Origin of the sequence: Coprococcus sp. AF51-11b1, assembly GCF_027682785.1 — a bacterium.
In the GTDB taxonomy this organism is placed as follows: Bacteria; Bacillota; Clostridia; order Lachnospirales; family Lachnospiraceae; genus Allocoprococcus; species Allocoprococcus comes.
The window spans coordinates 109,076-125,262 of record NZ_JAQCZB010000008.1; the positions used below are offsets into that span (position 1 = coordinate 109,076).

The 16,187-nt window shown below is 43.3% G+C and carries 17 protein-coding genes; 5 read left to right on the top strand and 12 right to left on the bottom strand.

The genetic code is table 11. The features are described from left to right. The first annotated feature begins 7 nt into the window (after nt 1-7). Nucleotides 8-1,063: a type IV pilus twitching motility protein PilT gene (locus PGY05_RS09330; protein ID WP_055261851.1), complete on the top strand. Its 1,056-nt coding sequence runs from the start codon at nt 8-10 to the stop codon at nt 1,061-1,063. Nucleotides 1,064-1,129: 66 nt separating this feature from the next. On the opposite strand, the gene PGY05_RS09335 is transcribed toward PGY05_RS09330, so the two are convergent. The 4 genes from PGY05_RS09335 to PGY05_RS09350 all read right to left on the bottom strand — a co-directional run bounded on the left by PGY05_RS09335 (nt 1,130) and on the right by PGY05_RS09350 (nt 4,372). Beyond that, nucleotides 1,130-1,477 carry an Hpt domain-containing protein gene (locus tag PGY05_RS09335; protein WP_270475744.1) on the bottom strand — a complete coding sequence of 116 codons (348 nt, stop codon included), beginning with the start codon at nt 1,475-1,477 and terminating at the stop codon, nt 1,130-1,132. 141 nt (nt 1,478-1,618) lie between these two features. Continuing rightward, entirely contained in the window at nt 1,619-3,034 is a 1,416-nt protein-coding gene (locus PGY05_RS09340) for a hypothetical protein (protein ID WP_270475745.1), read from the bottom strand. Continuing rightward, the gene (locus tag PGY05_RS09345) at nt 3,031-3,423 is read right to left on the bottom strand and encodes a GntR family transcriptional regulator (protein WP_270475746.1); all 393 of its coding nucleotides are present in this window, start codon (nt 3,421-3,423) and stop codon (nt 3,031-3,033) included. The genes PGY05_RS09340 and PGY05_RS09345 overlap by 4 nt, the downstream gene beginning before the upstream one ends. A gap of 169 nt (nt 3,424-3,592) precedes the next feature. Beyond that, complete coding sequence (locus PGY05_RS09350; protein ID WP_195413246.1) at nt 3,593-4,372, bottom strand: HD domain-containing protein; 780 nt, start codon at nt 4,370-4,372, stop codon at nt 3,593-3,595. A 248-nt stretch (nt 4,373-4,620) separates the two neighbouring features. Here PGY05_RS09350 and PGY05_RS09355 point away from each other — a divergent pair, with 248 nt between their 5' ends. Next, nucleotides 4,621-5,508, top strand: coding sequence for an Rpn family recombination-promoting nuclease/putative transposase (locus tag PGY05_RS09355; protein ID WP_055248710.1), 888 nt, complete (start codon nt 4,621-4,623; stop codon nt 5,506-5,508). A 22-nt stretch (nt 5,509-5,530) separates the two neighbouring features. Here PGY05_RS09355 and PGY05_RS09360 read toward each other — a convergent pair whose 3' ends face one another. Genes PGY05_RS09360 through PGY05_RS09370 form a run of 3 tightly spaced genes read right to left on the bottom strand, consistent with a single transcriptional unit; the run spans nt 5,531 to nt 6,425 of the window. Further along, nucleotides 5,531-5,758 (bottom strand): hypothetical protein, encoded by a 228-nt coding sequence (locus PGY05_RS09360; RefSeq protein WP_270475747.1) that lies wholly within the window; start codon nt 5,756-5,758, stop codon nt 5,531-5,533. 37 nt (nt 5,759-5,795) lie between these two features. Next, entirely contained in the window at nt 5,796-5,918 is a 123-nt protein-coding gene (locus PGY05_RS09365; protein ID WP_270475748.1) for a hypothetical protein, read from the bottom strand. A gap of 12 nt (nt 5,919-5,930) precedes the next feature. Next, nucleotides 5,931-6,425, bottom strand: coding sequence for a GNAT family N-acetyltransferase (locus PGY05_RS09370; RefSeq protein ID WP_270475749.1), 495 nt, complete (start codon nt 6,423-6,425; stop codon nt 5,931-5,933). Nucleotides 6,426-6,494: 69 nt separating this feature from the next. Here PGY05_RS09370 and PGY05_RS09375 point away from each other — a divergent pair, with 69 nt between their 5' ends. Next, the gene (locus PGY05_RS09375; RefSeq protein ID WP_008371218.1) at nt 6,495-6,644 is read left to right on the top strand and encodes a hypothetical protein; all 150 of its coding nucleotides are present in this window, start codon (nt 6,495-6,497) and stop codon (nt 6,642-6,644) included. A gap of 140 nt (nt 6,645-6,784) precedes the next feature. On the opposite strand, the gene PGY05_RS09380 is transcribed toward PGY05_RS09375, so the two are convergent. The 4 genes from PGY05_RS09380 to PGY05_RS09395 all read right to left on the bottom strand — a co-directional run bounded on the left by PGY05_RS09380 (nt 6,785) and on the right by PGY05_RS09395 (nt 12,909). Further along, complete coding sequence (locus PGY05_RS09380) at nt 6,785-8,209, bottom strand: glycoside hydrolase family 32 protein (protein WP_270475750.1); 1,425 nt, start codon at nt 8,207-8,209, stop codon at nt 6,785-6,787. 111 nt (nt 8,210-8,320) lie between these two features. Beyond that, nucleotides 8,321-10,273, bottom strand: a complete 1,953-nt coding sequence (locus PGY05_RS09385) for a PTS beta-glucoside transporter subunit IIBCA (protein ID WP_270475751.1) — start codon at nt 10,271-10,273, stop codon at nt 8,321-8,323. Between the two features lie 175 nt (nt 10,274-10,448). Further along, nucleotides 10,449-11,498, bottom strand: coding sequence for a LacI family DNA-binding transcriptional regulator (locus PGY05_RS09390; protein WP_008371226.1), 1,050 nt, complete (start codon nt 11,496-11,498; stop codon nt 10,449-10,451). Between the two features lie 175 nt (nt 11,499-11,673). Next, nucleotides 11,674-12,909 carry an MFS transporter gene (locus tag PGY05_RS09395; RefSeq protein ID WP_270475753.1) on the bottom strand — a complete coding sequence of 412 codons (1,236 nt, stop codon included), beginning with the start codon at nt 12,907-12,909 and terminating at the stop codon, nt 11,674-11,676. A 191-nt stretch (nt 12,910-13,100) separates the two neighbouring features. Here PGY05_RS09395 and glsA point away from each other — a divergent pair, with 191 nt between their 5' ends. Next, nucleotides 13,101-14,051 (top strand): glutaminase A, encoded by a 951-nt coding sequence (gene glsA / locus PGY05_RS09400; RefSeq protein ID WP_008371229.1) that lies wholly within the window; start codon nt 13,101-13,103, stop codon nt 14,049-14,051. 57 nt (nt 14,052-14,108) lie between these two features. Here glsA and bilS read toward each other — a convergent pair whose 3' ends face one another. Beyond that, complete coding sequence (bilS, locus tag PGY05_RS09405; protein ID WP_022220512.1) at nt 14,109-14,612, bottom strand: flavodoxin family protein BilS; 504 nt, start codon at nt 14,610-14,612, stop codon at nt 14,109-14,111. 143 nt (nt 14,613-14,755) lie between these two features. Between bilS and PGY05_RS09410 the strand changes: the two genes are divergently transcribed. Then, nucleotides 14,756-16,090, top strand: a complete 1,335-nt coding sequence (locus tag PGY05_RS09410) for a D-serine ammonia-lyase (RefSeq protein WP_055156006.1) — start codon at nt 14,756-14,758, stop codon at nt 16,088-16,090. The last annotated feature ends 97 nt before the right edge of the window (nt 16,091-16,187 follow it).

Genomic DNA, 16,187 nt, shown 5'->3' on the forward strand with positions numbered 1-16,187 from the left:
TTGAGCTATGGATATCATTGTACTGCTTCAGCAGGCAGTTTTAAATCATGCATCGGATATATTTGTTGTAGCAGGTCTTCCGGTTTCTTATCGGGCAAATGGAAGAATCTGCAGGGAGAAGGAAGAAAAGCTGATGCCGCCGCAGACGAAAGAATGCGTTGAGGAATTATATAAGCTGGCAGGAGGACGGGACATCCGGGTTCTTGAAGAAAAAGGAGATGATGATTTTTCTTTTGCTGTTCCGGGACTTTCGAGATTCCGTGTCAGTGCGTACAAACAGAGGGGTGCGCTCTCAGCCGTTATCCGTGTGATCACATTTGAACTGCCGGAGCCGAATGAGATCGGGATTCCGGACCCGGTGATGAGCTTTTATAACCTGTCAAAAGGTCTGGTGCTTGTGACGGGCCCGGCGGGAAGTGGAAAATCTACTACGCTTGCCTGTCTGGTGGATAAGATCAATCATTCAATGGAAAAGCATATCATTACGCTGGAAGATCCGATCGAGTATCTGCACCGGCATGATAAAAGTATTGTAAGCCAGAGAGAGATCAATGTGGATACGGAAAGCTATGTCAATGCGCTACGTGCTTCGCTCCGGCAGAGCCCGGATGTGATCCTGCTTGGTGAAATGCGTGATTATGAGACGATCGATGTGGCAATGACAGCAGCGGAAACCGGGCATCTGGTATTTTCTACCCTGCATACGATCGGAGCAGCAAATACGGTTGACCGTATCATTGATGTATTTCCGGCAAACCAGCAGAGGCAGATTGCAGTTCAGCTGTCCATGGTATTGCAGGCTGTAATTTCACAGCAGCTTGTGCCGACAGTGGATGGAAAACAGGTCCCGGTATTTGAGATCATGACGATCACTCCGGCGATCCGCAATATGATCCGCGACAATAAGGTTCCGCAGATTGATGGGATCGTGTATTCATCTAATAAAGAAGAAATGCATTCGATGGATTTTGGCCTTCTGAATCTGTATAAAGAGGGGAGGATCACGGCGGAGACGGCTCTCTCCTATGCATCAAATCCGGAAATGCTGAAGAAAAAGCTATAGAAAAACATAACAGGAAGGGGCTGCGGTGAAGCAGTCTCTTCCTGTTTATCGTCAGTGTTTTAAGATTTAGCCAAGGGCTGCAATTGCTTCGATCACGATATCATACTGTTTTTTGACATCGGTAATCAAACCGTCAAGGTTGTCGTATTCCTGGCTGCGGAGCTTTTCGGTCAGAGCATTGCTGACATTGTAAAGTGCAGTAAATCCAAGGTTTACGGCAACACCTTTTAAGGTATGCATTGCACGAAATGCGGTTTCGTAGTCCTTTTTAGCCCAGGATTCTTCAAATAAAGCCATATTGTTGTCTTGCGGAAATTTGAGGACAAATTTGTGTATCATATTTTCATTCATAAACCGGTGAAGAATATCATTATAATCGCCACCAATTTTTACATAACATTCTTGAAGTGTCATTGTCTACAGTCCTTTCTGAACTTTTTTATCTTTGTGAAATCCGTATATTTTTGCCCCCAACATTTTAACATGATTGTAGCATGGCGCGTTATGCTTTACAAGATATTTCATATTATGAATTGTTATGGTAATGAAAAAGGCTTATTTATTCGAAGAAATTGCATCATTTAACTGATTGTACCATTCTTTAGTCTGTGCTTCGTTGCTGCTGTTCAGAAAAATGGTGGTATCTGTTGTCTTTATCTGAAGAACCGGAGGATGTTCAATCCAGATATACATCTGGCAATGTCCGGTTTTACTGCCACGGAAATTACCGAGAAGTTTGCTGTTATCTTCGGAACCATCAGACCGGTAGAATTTTTCATCCGGCAGATTATCCAGAAGAGTTACTGATTCCACATCAGCGAGAGCAAAGGTTGCTGTTTTATAGCCGGATGTAATAGAATACTGGGCAGCATTTTCCGTCAGGCGGATCGGTGTAAAATCGATCCGGATACAGAGGATACACATCCAGAGGAGAAGAAGTCCGGTGCCGACGAGCATTCCTCCGGTGACATATTTTGCAGAAGGGTGTCCGTAGTTCAGAGAATAATTCATGCTGTTCACACGGTCCTGTACAAAATACCGTTTGTCATTTGGATTGTTGTACCAGCCTTTTCGCCAGTAATAGTCATCATCAATATAAAATGGTGTGCTGTCCTGGGAGAGGATCCGCTCTTTTTCCTTACGCAGCCAGAAAAACATGATCAATATGATGGCAGCCGGTATCAGTTCGAGGAAAATGTAGATGCCCATTCCAACTCCGCCAATCCAGTTGCTAGATGCAATATCCCGGATGATCCCGAGATAGGCGCCGGTATTGCAAATGTTGGAGACAAAAAGGAATATGGTGTATAAACGCTTTTCTAGTGCATTGATCTGCAGGTTGATCTGTGAATTTTCACTGTAAATTTTGTTTGGCATATGGGCGAATAAATAGCCGGTACCCATGTAAGCTGCCGCGACAAGAATTGTGCAGAGAAGCATGACTCTTCCATCACTTTCGGTCAGTAGATAAGTACGGACCTGCGGGAAAAACAGAGGGATCAGAATCACTGCAGCCGGGATCAGATGAAGCTTTGCCGGCAGTATCTTTTTCGCAATTTGTGAGGAAGTGCGGGTATCCACTGCAGCGGACACATCTGCATTTGCTGAGCTGATCCATCCATTTTTCTGCTTAATGTCGTATACTTTCTGGTGATAATGATAGACACGGAGGATGGTAAGAAGGCAGAATTCTACGAACCACAGTGTCCATACGGTAATAAAAATAGAAAAGTAAGTAAAGCAAAGCAGGCATACCGCAATTCCTGCCAGCATGTTCCACAAATAAAACTGGCGGTTGCGCTTTTTATAAAGCTGGAGAAGCTCTTTTACGTCGGGATGTTCAAGTTCAGATTTAGGAATATGGACTCCCATCAGCATTCCTTCCCGGTATTTTGCAATATTTCCATAGACTCCGGCAAAGATGCCGACCATGGAAATGTCTGTAATTAAAAATATAATCAGCATCATCATTTCACTGTTACCTCCATTTCGTTAAATGTTCTCTGGCAGAGTTCCAGGAAGTCGGTCAAAGTCATGCCGTGGAACTTTGCTTCTGCGCTTAAAAGTTCCAGTTCATCTGCCAGCTTTTCGTCAAAGCGGTTATCTTGTGGAGCAGAGGAAGTGGGATAACAGATGGTTGTTCCCTTACGCCGGTCTGTCTCGAGGAAGCCTTCTGTTTTCAAAAGCTGGTAAGCTTTGCTGACGGTCATGGTGTTGATACCGAGATCGGTTGCCATCTGGCGGACGGTCGGAAGCGATTCCCCCGGCTCAAATTCCCCTCGCCCGATTCCTTTGACAATCTCGTTGCGCAGCTGAAGGGAGATCGGGACTTCGGACTGCATGTTGATCTTGATGATCATATATCGGCATCTCCTTTCTGTGAGATATGATTGTATTATACCACGTAATACAATAGGAGGATAAAAAAACAGGAAAATGATGTACACGCTTTCAAGGTGCAAATAAATCTTAGAATTTGTTTTCCTGAAAGCGCGTATGTCAGTTCCTTGATTTCGTGAACTAAGAAGGTTAAGATAACCGACTGCCTGTATGTGAGTTAATAAACTTCTGCATATAAGTCCGAATTTTTTCCATTTGCTTTTTTGTAGAAGGATTGCTATATGGAATCCTGTCGATAATGCGGTTTAAGTAGTCATTTTCCGCTATGATATCAAAGCTTTCTTTGAAGTTAATATCGAAGAAATAGACAATATAAGATACCCAGTAATCCATCTGTGTGACGCGGTCTGCGGAAAGGATACATTTGTTTTTAAAAACTGTTTCGTATACCTTTTGGGTTATGTTCTGTGTACCGAGTTCTTCTTCAGAAACGTTAATAAAGGTGCTTGTGGAGTCTACGAGCTTTACCCGGCAGTTGTCCAGCTTGTCCTCATCACGGATCAGCTTTGCGTGTAAAAGTGTCTGCGAATCTGAGATTTCAGGGAGTTCATAATCGCTGTGGTGGGCGATTGCAGTGTAAATGATGGAGTCCCATTTGTCATCCGGAAGAAAGCGGCGGATCATGCCTTCATCAAAAAGCACTTTTACACCGTAAGCAGCGTGATCCATTGTGCCAGGCTCAAAGCTGTCGTAGCGCTTTAACTGCTCAAAACGCCCGATGTCGTGAAGGAGTGCAATCAGCCTTGCAAGGTCGGTGTCTTCGGTTGAAAGATGCATCCTTTCGGCAAGCTCTTCTGCCTGTTTTACAACGCCGTAGGTGTGGATGATTTTTAATTTTATGCGGTCATTTTCGCGGTCGTATCCGTTAAGGTAAGATTCAAATTCTTGTTGTGCGAGTGGATAGTACATGAAATTAAGCCTCCTGGAAATATATGGTTAGTGATTAAAAGCTTTATGAATATGATAACACAAATTTTATTATTTTTTAATTGCTTCTGCCAAGAGAAACCAGTATTATTTGAAATAAGGCGAATGTAGAAAATCAAATCATATATAGATATGAGTGTATTTATTGTAGATAAAATTTTATATCTACACGAAACATGAGTTATGACGAATTTACTTATTAACCTTTTTCGATTATAATGGAGGCAGAAATGAGAAAACAAAAGAAAAAGATTCGTCATAACAAACAAACTCATAACCGGCAATATAAAGATCGATTATGGAGAATGATCTTTAATAACAAAGAAGATCTGTTGCAGCTTTATAATGCAATCAATCACACAGACTATCAGAATCCTGATGATCTGGAAGTAAACACATTAGAAGATGTCCTTTATCTATCTATGAAAAATGATGTATCCTTTCTGGTGGGTGGTACAATGAATCTGTATGAACATCAAAGTACCTTTAATCCCAATATGCCACTACGTGGCGTGTTCTATTTCGGAAGGCTATATCAGGGATATGTAGCAAAGAATGATCTGGATATATACGGAGAAAAAAGACTACGGCTCCCGATACCGAAGTACATTGTTTTTTATAATGGAACAAAGGATGAACCAGATTCAATGGAATTAAAGCTGTCTGATTGTTTTGAAGCGACAGATGATGAAAAATCGTGTCTGGAATGTACAGCGATTATGCTGAATATCAATTATGGTCATAATCAGGAGCTGATGCATCAGTGCAGACGGCTGGAGGAGTATGCAATATTTGTGCGATGTGTCAGGGAATATATGCAGTTGGAAGATACAATGGAAGATGCGGTTTCTAAAGCAATGGATGCCTGTATCAGGCAGAATGTGTTGACGGATTTTTTGAAGAAACATCGAGCGGAGGTGTTGGAAATGATTTTGACAACATATAATAAAAAATTGCATGAGAAGACGTTGAGAAGAGAAGGGCGTGATGAGGGGATACAAAATATCAATCGACTGAACGGATATCTGTTAGCAGATAAAAGATACAGTGATTTAGAACGCTCAACGAAAGATACCGAGTATCAGGAAAAACTCCTGAAAGAATATGGAATAGAGTAAAATAAGAATCCCGTGTCAGATGTCAGGAGCAAGTGTAAGTTACTTTCTCCTGACATCTGACACGGGAATTTTCGTTTTGATAATTGCGGATTTCTTCTGCAATCTGTGTATAGTCTCGCTCAAAAAGCTTCTGGCTGATCTGCTCATTTAATATCATCTCCGGCAATTTTTCTACAAGCTTCTTCTGGACAAAAGCCTTACTCTTCTGCTTATATTCTGGCAGATGATATTTTTGCTGGATTGAATACAATTCTGGTCGCCAGAGGATTCGAATTTTTCAGGTGAGGTCAACGTGAGGATTTGCCAGCATTTCCCGGACAACATTTTTCAATTGTGTTGATATCATTTGAAGTTGCAGAATATTTTTTTGCCAGATTTATAATTTCTTCTAAAATACTATTGATTGTCATAAAAATACCCCTCTATTCAGATATCCTAATAAATTCATAAGCGATCCGCGGAGTCCCGTCACTGACGTAAATAATCCCACATTCTTCAAATCCATTCTGCTTAAAGCAAGCCTGCATTGGTTGATTATCCTTGTGGGTATCTACACGCAGATGTGAGATTTGTGTCTTGCAAAAATCAAAGCAAGCCCGTGCAATCCCTTTGGTTGTTCCGTCAGATGCAAGGCGGTGAACGGTTCCATATGGAGCCTCGGAACGCCAGCTTCCATTTTCAATGAGTTGATAGTTCGGCTCGTCTCCGATGATAAGTGTAAAAGTGGCAACGACCTTATCATTTTCTACGCAGACATAACTGTTACCATTCTGGATATCCGGTTCGAGATCTTCGAGAGCCGGATAATTTACATTCCATTGTGTCGGGTTTCCGGTTGCGTGCATGAATTGGCGTGCGGTGTCAAAAATATTTAAAATCGTGTCTACATCTTCTGGAAGTGTTTTTCTGATTAACATGGTGTTTCGTTACCTTTATCTGTTTTTTGTTGTATATGAAGTATAACATTTGAAATAAAAAAAGAAAAGGTGGAGAAGAAGGGTTTTCTGGAAGCGGTAAGGATTTTGCTTTCAGAAAAAAATATGCTGTTTGAGTCGTTGCGTGAAAAACTGGAAAGCTATCCGGAACTGAACAGTATGCTCTATTCGCTTTTATTTACGGGAAAAGCAATTGTGTAACAGTCAGAATTAAAAATTGTGTAACAATCAGAATTAAAAAATGCCAGGCAGGATACAGCATGCAAAGGAGGAAAAGGGATTGCTGTACCCCGTCTGGCGTTTTCGTATACGGGAAGCTTGGGGGATTTCCCATATACGATTTACTGAATTTTATCGAATGTAATGTGGGCACTTGGGGAATGCACCACAATCTTATAATCATTTGGATAATATCTTGTAGAGAATACGAATTCTCCGTCATTTACAAATACTTCAACGGAAGAAGTATCTGCAAGGATTTTTACATTTTCCAGAGTGCCGACTTCAGCGTAGCGAAGGCTTCTGCCTGCGGATACGGAAGTTTTACTTTTGTTTGTGAAATGCATCTGGAACCGTCCATTCTCATAGTCAAGGATCAGTTCATCTGAAAGGACAGCCTGGAAATGATTCTCCTTAATTCCATCTACATTTACTTCATATACCGGGCAGCCGCTCTGGGTAAGTTCATTCTGAACATCTTGAAGCTGTTGTTTTTTTGCATCCAGCTCGCGAACCGGTTTCTGGCAGACTTTGCCATCTTTTATGAAGACTTCTCTTGGAAATGTAAAGCAGTGCTGCCATCCGTCTTTGATGGTCGGATTGGTATATTCTTCGCAATCCGGCATTCCCATCCAGCTGATATGGATGCGTCTTCCATCTTCTGCTTCGAAGCTCTGCGGAGCGTAATAGTCAAAACCATAATCCCACAGATGATAAGGGGATAATTTGTAGGAATCTAAAATGTCGCCGTCCACAAGAAAGTAACCGGACTGGTATACATTTCGGTCAGCCCACTCTTTGCCTTCCAGGCCCTGGACGGAGGAGGAAAGGATTTTGATGCCGTCCGTTTCAAAATAATCCGGGCATTCCCACATATAACCGAAAGGCTTTTCGGATTCTACACGGCTGCGGAAGTGCCAGTTTATTTTATCGGAGGATTCAAAAATCAGTGCCTGACCGACATCATTTTTAGTACGTGCGCCCTGGATCATGTAGTAGGTATCGTCCTTTTTCCAGACCTTCGGATCGCGCACATGGCAGGTCAGGTCAGAAGGATAATCGCTGTTGCGGAGCAGTTCTTTTTTGCTGCCAAAATGGATTCCGTCTTTGGTTGTGACGAGTACGGTATTTGCCTCACGGCCGGTGTTGATATAATCAAAATCTCCATCTTCCAGTTTGACATTTCCGGTGTAGTAAAGATACATTGTACCGTCTTCGAGGAAGGCAGATCCGGAATATACACCGTGGCAGTCAAATGGCTGATCCGGGTAGAGGGATACACCTTTGTATTCCCAGTCGATCAGATTGGTGCTGGTGTAATGACCCCACATTTTCACACCGCCTTCGGCGTTAAATGGGGAGTACTGGAAAAATGCGTGGAACACACCATCCATCTGACAAAGTCCGTTCGGATCGTTGAGCCAGCCAACCGGAGGCATCAGGTGCAGTTTCTCGCGGAACTGTGTGCCGGATGTCTGTTCTTTTGCTGTCTGGTTCTCTTCTGCTGTATTTACTAAGTTTACAAGATCTCTGGTTAATGCGTTCATATTGATTCACTCCTGGAAATAGTTCCGCAGGCAACGGTTCGGAAAACGTATTGATACGGATATCCGACACCTGCCGCGGGAGACAAATCTGATTATTTGTCATGAGTTATTTTATTTCGTAAGTTTCATAACAGATGATTTACCGGTTACAGTGCCGGGTGCGGCACATTCTACAGAATCATACAGATCTGTATTGGTAAGAATCATCATGGTTGTTGCCGGATGTCCGGCTTCTTTTATTGCATTTAAATCTGCTTTGATCAGCACGTCTCCGGCGTGTACTTTTGCACCGTCAGATACTTTCTTTGTAAATCCAGTTCCATCCATTTTTACAGTGTCGATTCCGACATGGATCAGAAGCTCTGCGCCGCCGTCAGTCAGGATGCATACTGCGTGACCGGTATCAAAAATGCTTACGATTTCGCCATCACAAGGTGCGGTGATGATGCCGTCAGCAGGTTCGATCGCTACGGTTTTTCCAAGGACTTCTGCTGCAAATGTATCGTCTGCGATTTGATCATTTGGAATGATCTTTCCATTTACCGGAGCATTTAACACTTCTTCGGAAGAAGTGGTTTTTGTATTGTCTGAAGCTGTTTTGGTTTCGGAAGCAGCAGATTCTTCGCTGTCTGTTTCCTCTACGGAAGCTGCAACAGTAACAGGAGCTTCTGCGACTGGTTCTTTCTTCTTGTCTTTGTAAAGTGCGAAGGATACTGCAAATGCAACACCGACTGCGATTGCCATCTCAATGACGTACTGAAGTGGCTGGTTCAGGCAGAGCAGGATTCCGAAGATACCGGTTACACCTGTTCCTTTTGCACCGAGGTGAACAAGGGAAGCATAAAGGGCTCCGCATCCTCCACCGATGCATCCGGCGATAAATGGTTTAAAGAATCTTAAGTTTACACCAAAGATTGCAGGTTCTGTAATTCCCATAAATGCACTGAGTGATGATGGAAGTGCAAGGGATTTGATCTTCTGATCTTTTGATTTTACAGCAACGGCAAGTGCTGCCGCACCCTGTGCCACGTTTGCTGCACTTGCGAGTGGCAGCCAGTAGGTTACACCGTATTTTGCAAGCTGTCCGATATCGATGGCTGTGTACATTTGATGGATACCGGTAACAACGGTCGGTGCATATAAACTACCCATGATCAGACTTCCAAGTCCGAGTGGAAGTGTCAGCATCCACTGGATTGCTCCGAGGATTGCATTTTCAGCCCATACGAAGATTGGTCCGACGATGGAAAGTGTAAGGTATCCGGTTACGAATACGCTGACAAGCGGTGTGACAAAAAGGTCTAAAACTTCCGGTACGATCTTGTGAAGCTTCTTTTCAAGTACGGATAAGATCCATACAGCGATGACAACCGGAATAACGTGTCCCTGATAGCCGACCATGTCAATGTGATACAGTCCGAAGAACACGCTCTGTGTCTGCTGAACACCTTCTGTTGCAACGGTGTAGGCGTTCTGCAGGGACGGATGGATCATAATCATACCGATAACTGCGCCCAGGTAAGGATTTGCGCCAAATGCTTTTGCAGCGGAGAATGCAATCAGGATCTGCAGGAATGTGTAAGCAATGTTACTGAAAAGGGTTGCAAATACATAGATCGAGCTGGTTGTGCTGATGTGTAAGAACCCGTTACTGTTCATGAAATCCAGTGCGTTCATGATTCCCATAAGGAAACCGCTGGCTACGATCGCCGGGATGATCGGCACGAAAATGTCTCCCAGAAGCTTGATGGCTTTCATAAACCAGTTCTGCTTTTCGGCAGCAGCTTCTTTTGCTTCTGCTTTCGTGCTGGCTGTGATGCCTGCGATTGCAATAAATTCACCAAATACTTTGTTGACGGTTCCTGTTCCGAGAATGATCTGGAGCTGTCCGGATGCTTCAAATACCCCCTTTACCCCGTCTACATTCTCAAGTGCTGTCTTATCCGCTTTCGTGTTGTCTGCAATGACAAGGCGAAGTCTGGTAGCACAATGGGCAGCAGATACGATGTTCTTACTTCCACCCACATGATTCAGAATTTCCTTTGCGGTTTTTCTGTAATCCATATTCTCTCCTCCTTTATATACAATGTGTAATCGATTTCATACCTTATGCTTAAATAATATGAAAAAAAATGCCATTTGTAAAGATGGCATTTTTACTGATAATTCATATTGTTTTTTGTGAAAAGTGTTGAAAGAAACTTTCGTTTCCTTAAGAAACTCCGGGAAATCAGGAAAATCAGGTAAGATTTTCGGAGTCTGAAGGGTCTGCTCCAACAAGACGGAAGCCGAGCTTCATCTCGATCGGGATCTGTTCTCCTCTTTCAATACTGTCAAGAAGTAGCTCTGCGCCGCGGATTCCACTGGTTTTGTAGCCGAAATGGATGGTTGGGATTCCTCCGGTGACGGCTTTTAACATCTGGTTATCTCCGAATCCGGTTACTCGGATGGACGTATTTTCAAGGATATAGCGCATTCTTGCACCTGCATCGGCTGCATTTGTCGGAATCTGCTTTTTTAAGTAGGTCTGAATGGCTTCGATTGCTCCCGCTGCTATGGTATCGGTTGCACATGATATGACATCGATATCACATTTGCTTTCCAAAAGATCCAGAGCAGACTCATATCCAGATTCCAGCGTGAAGGCTGAGGTTCGCTTATTTTCCTCGAAAAGCGTGACACCTGCATTTTTGAGTCCTGCGATAAATCCGTCCTCTCTTGCGGCACCTGCCGCCTTGTCATCGCGGGTAACGCCGATGTAAGCAACTCCTTTTTTACTGAATCCGGCAACGGCCTGTCCCATTGCCTTTCCTGCACCGTAATCGTCGTGGTAAATGCAGTTTGCGTGTGAGGTGCGCTGCCCGATCACGACAACAGGAACCTTTGTCTCTTTTAAAAATTTCCGGTGACCGGCGGTGAACATCGTACCGACCAGGATGATTCCGTCCACCGGATAATTTTCAAATAACCGGAGGTATTCTACTTCCTTTGCAGGGGTGTTGTCGGTTCCGGCAAGAAGCATCTGATAGCCTCTTTCGGCGAGAACACTTTCAATTCCGGCAGTGATCCGGCTGATGGATTCGGAATTGATCTTCGGGACGACCACGCCCACCAGGCTTGCCTTTTTGGTACGAAGCATACGCGCCTGTGCGGATGGCTGGTATCCGGTTTCTTCGATGACTTTACGGATCTGTTCTTTTTTCTCTTCACTGACGTAGCCGCCGTTCAGATATCTGGATACAGCTGCGCTGGAGACACCGGCGAGCTGTGCGATTTCTTTGATGGTCATAATCTGGTAAATGAAACTCCTTTGTATTTGATACTCTTATTATAGTGGAAAGCAAAATAACAGACAAGACCGGAGAAAGGAGAAAATCCAATCTTGGTCTTGCCTGTATTATTTTGGTTATAACTTTTTAAAATGATGTAAGTGTCAAAAGTAAATTTTGCCGTTCACATCATTATTATAATCTGCGATACAGATTTTTATAGCGTTTTTTGTCCGCTTTCGTTAAGAGAACAGCCAGAAGCATGAATGCGACTCCTGTCAGAAGAACGATGATCCAGGTAAAGATCGGCGTATGATTTTTGTAAATAAATCCGATCAAAAGCTGGTACAGACTCATAAATCCGATACGGATGATCTCCATCAGCCCGTGGATTCTTCCGCGGTGGCTGGATGGGATACGCCTGGTCATGTACGGGCTTTCCGCCAGCATGTAAGAAATCTCACCCCATGTCAGTACGACCATTGCCGCATAATAGAACGGGATGTGTCCGGAAAAGAGGATGAACATCACGTAGCCGACCAGTGTCAGTAAAAATCCGTAGATTGTCTTTTTCGGTTCGGAGGATCGCTTCAGGATCTGGGTGATAAGTGGTGTGAAGAGAACAACGATAAAGCAGTTGATGCTTGTAACTGTTCCGAATATCACCGCACCGGTATCCCCGTGCAGACGGATCAGATCCATAGGAAAGAGATAATTATACATCTGGTAAAGTGCTGTGTACCCGCTGGTGATCAGAATGAACAGCAGAACAAGCCGGTTTTCTTTAAGAATCGTCAGCAGGCTTTCCCCGTGGCGTTCGGCCTGATAAATGGCGTTGCTATCATTTTCTTCTTTTTCCGGTGTGATATTCTGTACAAAGAAATAGATCAGCACAGAAGAAGTGCCGATGGAAATTCCACTGAGCAAAAATGCAAGCCATAAGTAATTGCGAAACATAAATCCGGCTACAGCAGAAGCCATCACGCCGCCGAGATTTGCTGTCAGATACTGGAGGGAATACCCTCTTTCCCTGTCCTTGCTGAGGGTGATGTCCGCAGTAAGCGAATTGTAGGACGGATTTTCCATGTTCTGGCAGGTCGATGCGATAAACATCAGCACAATGGATTTTGTCGTCAGCGGGAGCAGTCCGCAGATGATATAAGAAATGACGGAAATCATATCCAGGTAAACGATATTCATTTTCTTATTAAAACGATCGGCCATCTTTCCACCAATCAGATTTGCCGGGATCGTCAGGATCCCCATCAGTGCCGTGATCCAGGCAACCTGCACGGCATTCATCCCAAGCTTCTGGCTTAAGATCATCGTCAGCATCGGACGGACCATTGCCCCCATGGCCGTCACAAAGCGTCCGAAGCATAAGACATAGTTTTCTTTTCTAAGACCTTTGTATTGTGAAATTAGATTCATGATACATTTTCCCCTTTGCATATTCCCCAGTTTTAAACTATTAATAATATACAATGAGGGCACTTTTTTGTCTATCTTATTCCGTCGGGTTTCAGCAAAAAATGGTGGTTGATTGAAGCCGGAAAATGATGTATGTTAGTACTTAGGAAATAGAAGGTGTAGGGGATTACGACTGAGCGAAAAAGGAGAATATGATGAAATCAGAAGAAGTTACGAGAATACTGGAAAATGCCATCCGTATCGGAAAAGGTGTGATCCGGTATGGAAGTGTCGCATCGTATATTCCGGAGCTTGCCAAGGCAGATAAGAATAAACTTGGGATCTGCCTTTACACAATAGACGGCAATCAATTTGAGACCGGAAATACAGAGGACAGATTTACGATACAGTCCATTTCCAAAGTAATGGCACTGTGTCTGGCGTTGGAAACGTTTGGAGCAGAGTTTGTGTTTGATCATGTGGGCGTGGAGCCGTCGGGAGAGGCTTTTAACTCACTGGTAGAACTGGATAACCGGAGCAACCGGCCCTTTAATCCGATGATCAATTCCGGAGCAATTACGGTTGCAAGTCTGCTAGTGAACCATTATTCCATCGAAGATATGCAGAAGTATATGCAGGAAGTATGCGAAGATCCGGAGATCGCGATAGACGAAGCCGTATTTCAGTCTGAGATGGCGACCTGCGCAAGAAATAAGGCGATTGCCTATCTTTTAAAAAGTAAGGACATCATTGATACCGATGTAGAAGAAAGTGTTACCTTTTATACCAAGATGTGTTCCATGTCGGTAAATGCAAGAGATCTGGCAAGGTTCGGTCTTCTGCTGGCAAATGACGGAGTGCAGCTTTCCACCGGAAAACGTCTGATCTCATCTCAAACTGTGCGGATGGTTCAGACCATTATGCTTACTTGCGGAATGTATGACGGATCGGGGGAATTTGCATTAAGAACAGGAATTCCGACTAAGAGTGGAGTCGGCGGAGGTCTCCTCAGCGTGTCGAAAAAGAAAATGGGAATCGGGATCTACGGACCGTCTCTTGACAAAAAAGGAAACTGTATCGCAGGCTGCGAATTGTTGGGATATATTTCAGAAGCACTGCATCTTCACATCTTTGATACCAGAGAGTGGAAGGTAGAAGAATAAAAAAAGACGATACTACAGAAATTCTTTCATAAGAGTTTCTGCGGTATCGTTTTTCTTTTATCTTAAAACAGATTTTTGAAGTTTTTCTAAATCAGCTTTATCCGGATGAGATAAAGCTCTGTCAAAGTTTTCAATCAACATATCAAGATTTGGTTTGTGGTTTGGATCTTCTTTCATTTTCACATACCGTTCTCTCATAGCCATCGGCATCTTGCCCTGGCACATATACTCTCCTACTATCTGATTGCTCGGATCAATATTTTCACGTACGTTGTGAAGTACTTTCTGATAATACTCTTCGCTTCCACCAAAGCCGGCTGTTCCGAATAAGAAGATTTTTTTATTTCTAAGTGATTTTAACAGTGTGGTTGTCGCTTCGTCAGCAGTTCCTTTGTCTGTCCAGAAGCCGATATAGAGTATTTCTGACTGCGGATCTGCATCTTTACATAGGCCAAAATAATCGAGAGTTTCTTCCGGAAGTATTTCGCGGATCGCATCGGCAAGTTCCTTTGTATTGCCTGTCATGCTGCTGAATAAAATAGAATATCTTTCTTTTCCCATGTTTATTACCCCGTTTCTTTTAAACATATTTTAATTATAACACTATTTTTTAAGATTGACAGTTTTTTTGTGGTAGGCATAATACAAGAAATAAGGTAATATATAGATATGAATCAAGTCATGGAAAGAGGGGGATGAAAGCAATGGTTGATTTGAAAATGCTGGAGGAAAAGACTCCGATCTTGAAGGAGATCTGTAGTGAAAAAGAGGTGTTCTGGAAAAATCCGGACAAAACAGTTTGTGGGGAAGCAATGGAACAGATCGAACTTGGTATGGAAGATGTAGAAGATGCGGAGCGCAGACTGGAGCGTTTTGCACCGTTCATTATGAAATGTTTCCCGGAAACAAAGGAGAGAAACGGAATCATTGAATCTGTTCTGACACCGGTTCCGAAGATGAAGGATTTGCTGAATGAGAAATACGACAGCAATCTGGAAGGAAACTTATTATTAAAGCAGGACAGCCATCTGGCAATCGCCGGTTCGATCAAGGCACGCGGCGGTATTTATGAGATTTTGAAGCACACAGAAGAACTTGCATTAGAGCATGGGTTTTTGAGTCTGGAAGACAATTATGAGAAACTGGCGAGTGAAGAATGCAGAGAGTTTTTCAAAAAGTATACCATTCAGGTGGGTTCCACCGGAAACCTTGGACTGAGTATCGGAATCATGAGTGCAGCAGTTGGCTATCAGGTGATCGTACACATGTCAGCAGATGCGAAACAGTGGAAAAAAGACTTGCTCAGAAGCCACGGGGTAACAGTAAAGGAATATGAGTCAGATTACAGTGAAGCGGTGAAAAACGGACGTGCTTTATCTGATGCAGATCCGAACAGCTACTTTGTGGATGATGAAAATTCAAAAACACTCTTTCTTGGTTATGCAGTAGCGGCAAAACGTCTGCAAAAGCAGTTGGAAGAAAAGAATGTTGCAGTAGACGAGGAACATCCGCTCTTTGTATATATTCCCTGCGGAGTAGGCGGAGCACCGGGTGGTGTATGCTTTGGACTTAAGCTGCTGTTCGGAGATTATGTACACTGCTTTTTCATAGAACCGACACAGGCACCGTGTATGCTAGTCGGAATGGCAACCGGACTGAACCAGGAGATTTCCGTACAGGATATTGGGCTTACCGGACTTACCCATGCAGATGGGCTTGCCGTGGGACGTCCTTCTGGATTTGTAGGCAGAGTAATGAAGAATCTGCTTGGCGGCGAATTTACTATCCGCGATGGGAAATTATATGATTACATGAGAGACCTTCTCGGAACAGAGAACATTTTTCTTGAGCCAAGTGCTTGTGCTTCTTTTGAAGGACCAATACAGATTGAAAGGAATGAATCTGCACGTAAATATTTACAGGAGAATCATCTTGAAGAGAAAATGAAAAATGCGACACATATTGCATGGGCAACAGGCGGAAGTCTTGTGCCGGAAGCAATTCGTGAAGAATACAAAAACACGTATCTGGAGAAATAAAAAGAACCGGCTGATTCATGAATGCCGATTCCTGGTATAAAAAACTGAGGTCATTGTTCCATGATTAGGAAATGCTGACCTCAGCGTTTTTGAAATA

What these genes read in the sequence shown, in the direction of transcription:
- PGY05_RS09330 (WP_055261851.1), top strand. Translation starts at nt 8, where the DNA reads ATGGATATCATTGTACTGCTTCAGCAGGCAGTTTTAAATCATGCATCG.
- PGY05_RS09335 (WP_270475744.1), bottom strand. Translation starts at nt 1,477, where the DNA reads ATGACACTTCAAGAATGTTATGTAAAAATTGGTGGCGATTATAATGAT.
- PGY05_RS09340 (WP_270475745.1), bottom strand. Translation starts at nt 3,034, where the DNA reads ATGATGATGCTGATTATATTTTTAATTACAGACATTTCCATGGTCGGC.
- PGY05_RS09345 (WP_270475746.1), bottom strand. Translation starts at nt 3,423, where the DNA reads ATGATCATCAAGATCAACATGCAGTCCGAAGTCCCGATCTCCCTTCAG.
- PGY05_RS09350 (WP_195413246.1), bottom strand. Translation starts at nt 4,372, where the DNA reads ATGTACTATCCACTCGCACAACAAGAATTTGAATCTTACCTTAACGGA.
- PGY05_RS09355 (WP_055248710.1), top strand. Translation starts at nt 4,621, where the DNA reads ATGAGAAAACAAAAGAAAAAGATTCGTCATAACAAACAAACTCATAAC.
- PGY05_RS09365 (WP_270475748.1), bottom strand. Translation starts at nt 5,918, where the DNA reads ATGACAATCAATAGTATTTTAGAAGAAATTATAAATCTGGCAAAAAAA.
- PGY05_RS09370 (WP_270475749.1), bottom strand. Translation starts at nt 6,425, where the DNA reads ATGTTAATCAGAAAAACACTTCCAGAAGATGTAGACACGATTTTAAAT.
- PGY05_RS09380 (WP_270475750.1), bottom strand. Translation starts at nt 8,209, where the DNA reads ATGAACGCATTAACCAGAGATCTTGTAAACTTAGTAAATACAGCAGAA.
- PGY05_RS09385 (WP_270475751.1), bottom strand. Translation starts at nt 10,273, where the DNA reads ATGGATTACAGAAAAACCGCAAAGGAAATTCTGAATCATGTGGGTGGA.
- PGY05_RS09390 (WP_008371226.1), bottom strand. Translation starts at nt 11,498, where the DNA reads ATGACCATCAAAGAAATCGCACAGCTCGCCGGTGTCTCCAGCGCAGCT.
- PGY05_RS09395 (WP_270475753.1), bottom strand. Translation starts at nt 12,909, where the DNA reads ATGAATCTAATTTCACAATACAAAGGTCTTAGAAAAGAAAACTATGTC.
- glsA (WP_008371229.1), top strand. Translation starts at nt 13,101, where the DNA reads ATGATGAAATCAGAAGAAGTTACGAGAATACTGGAAAATGCCATCCGT.
- bilS (WP_022220512.1), bottom strand. Translation starts at nt 14,612, where the DNA reads ATGGGAAAAGAAAGATATTCTATTTTATTCAGCAGCATGACAGGCAAT.
- PGY05_RS09410 (WP_055156006.1), top strand. Translation starts at nt 14,756, where the DNA reads ATGGTTGATTTGAAAATGCTGGAGGAAAAGACTCCGATCTTGAAGGAG.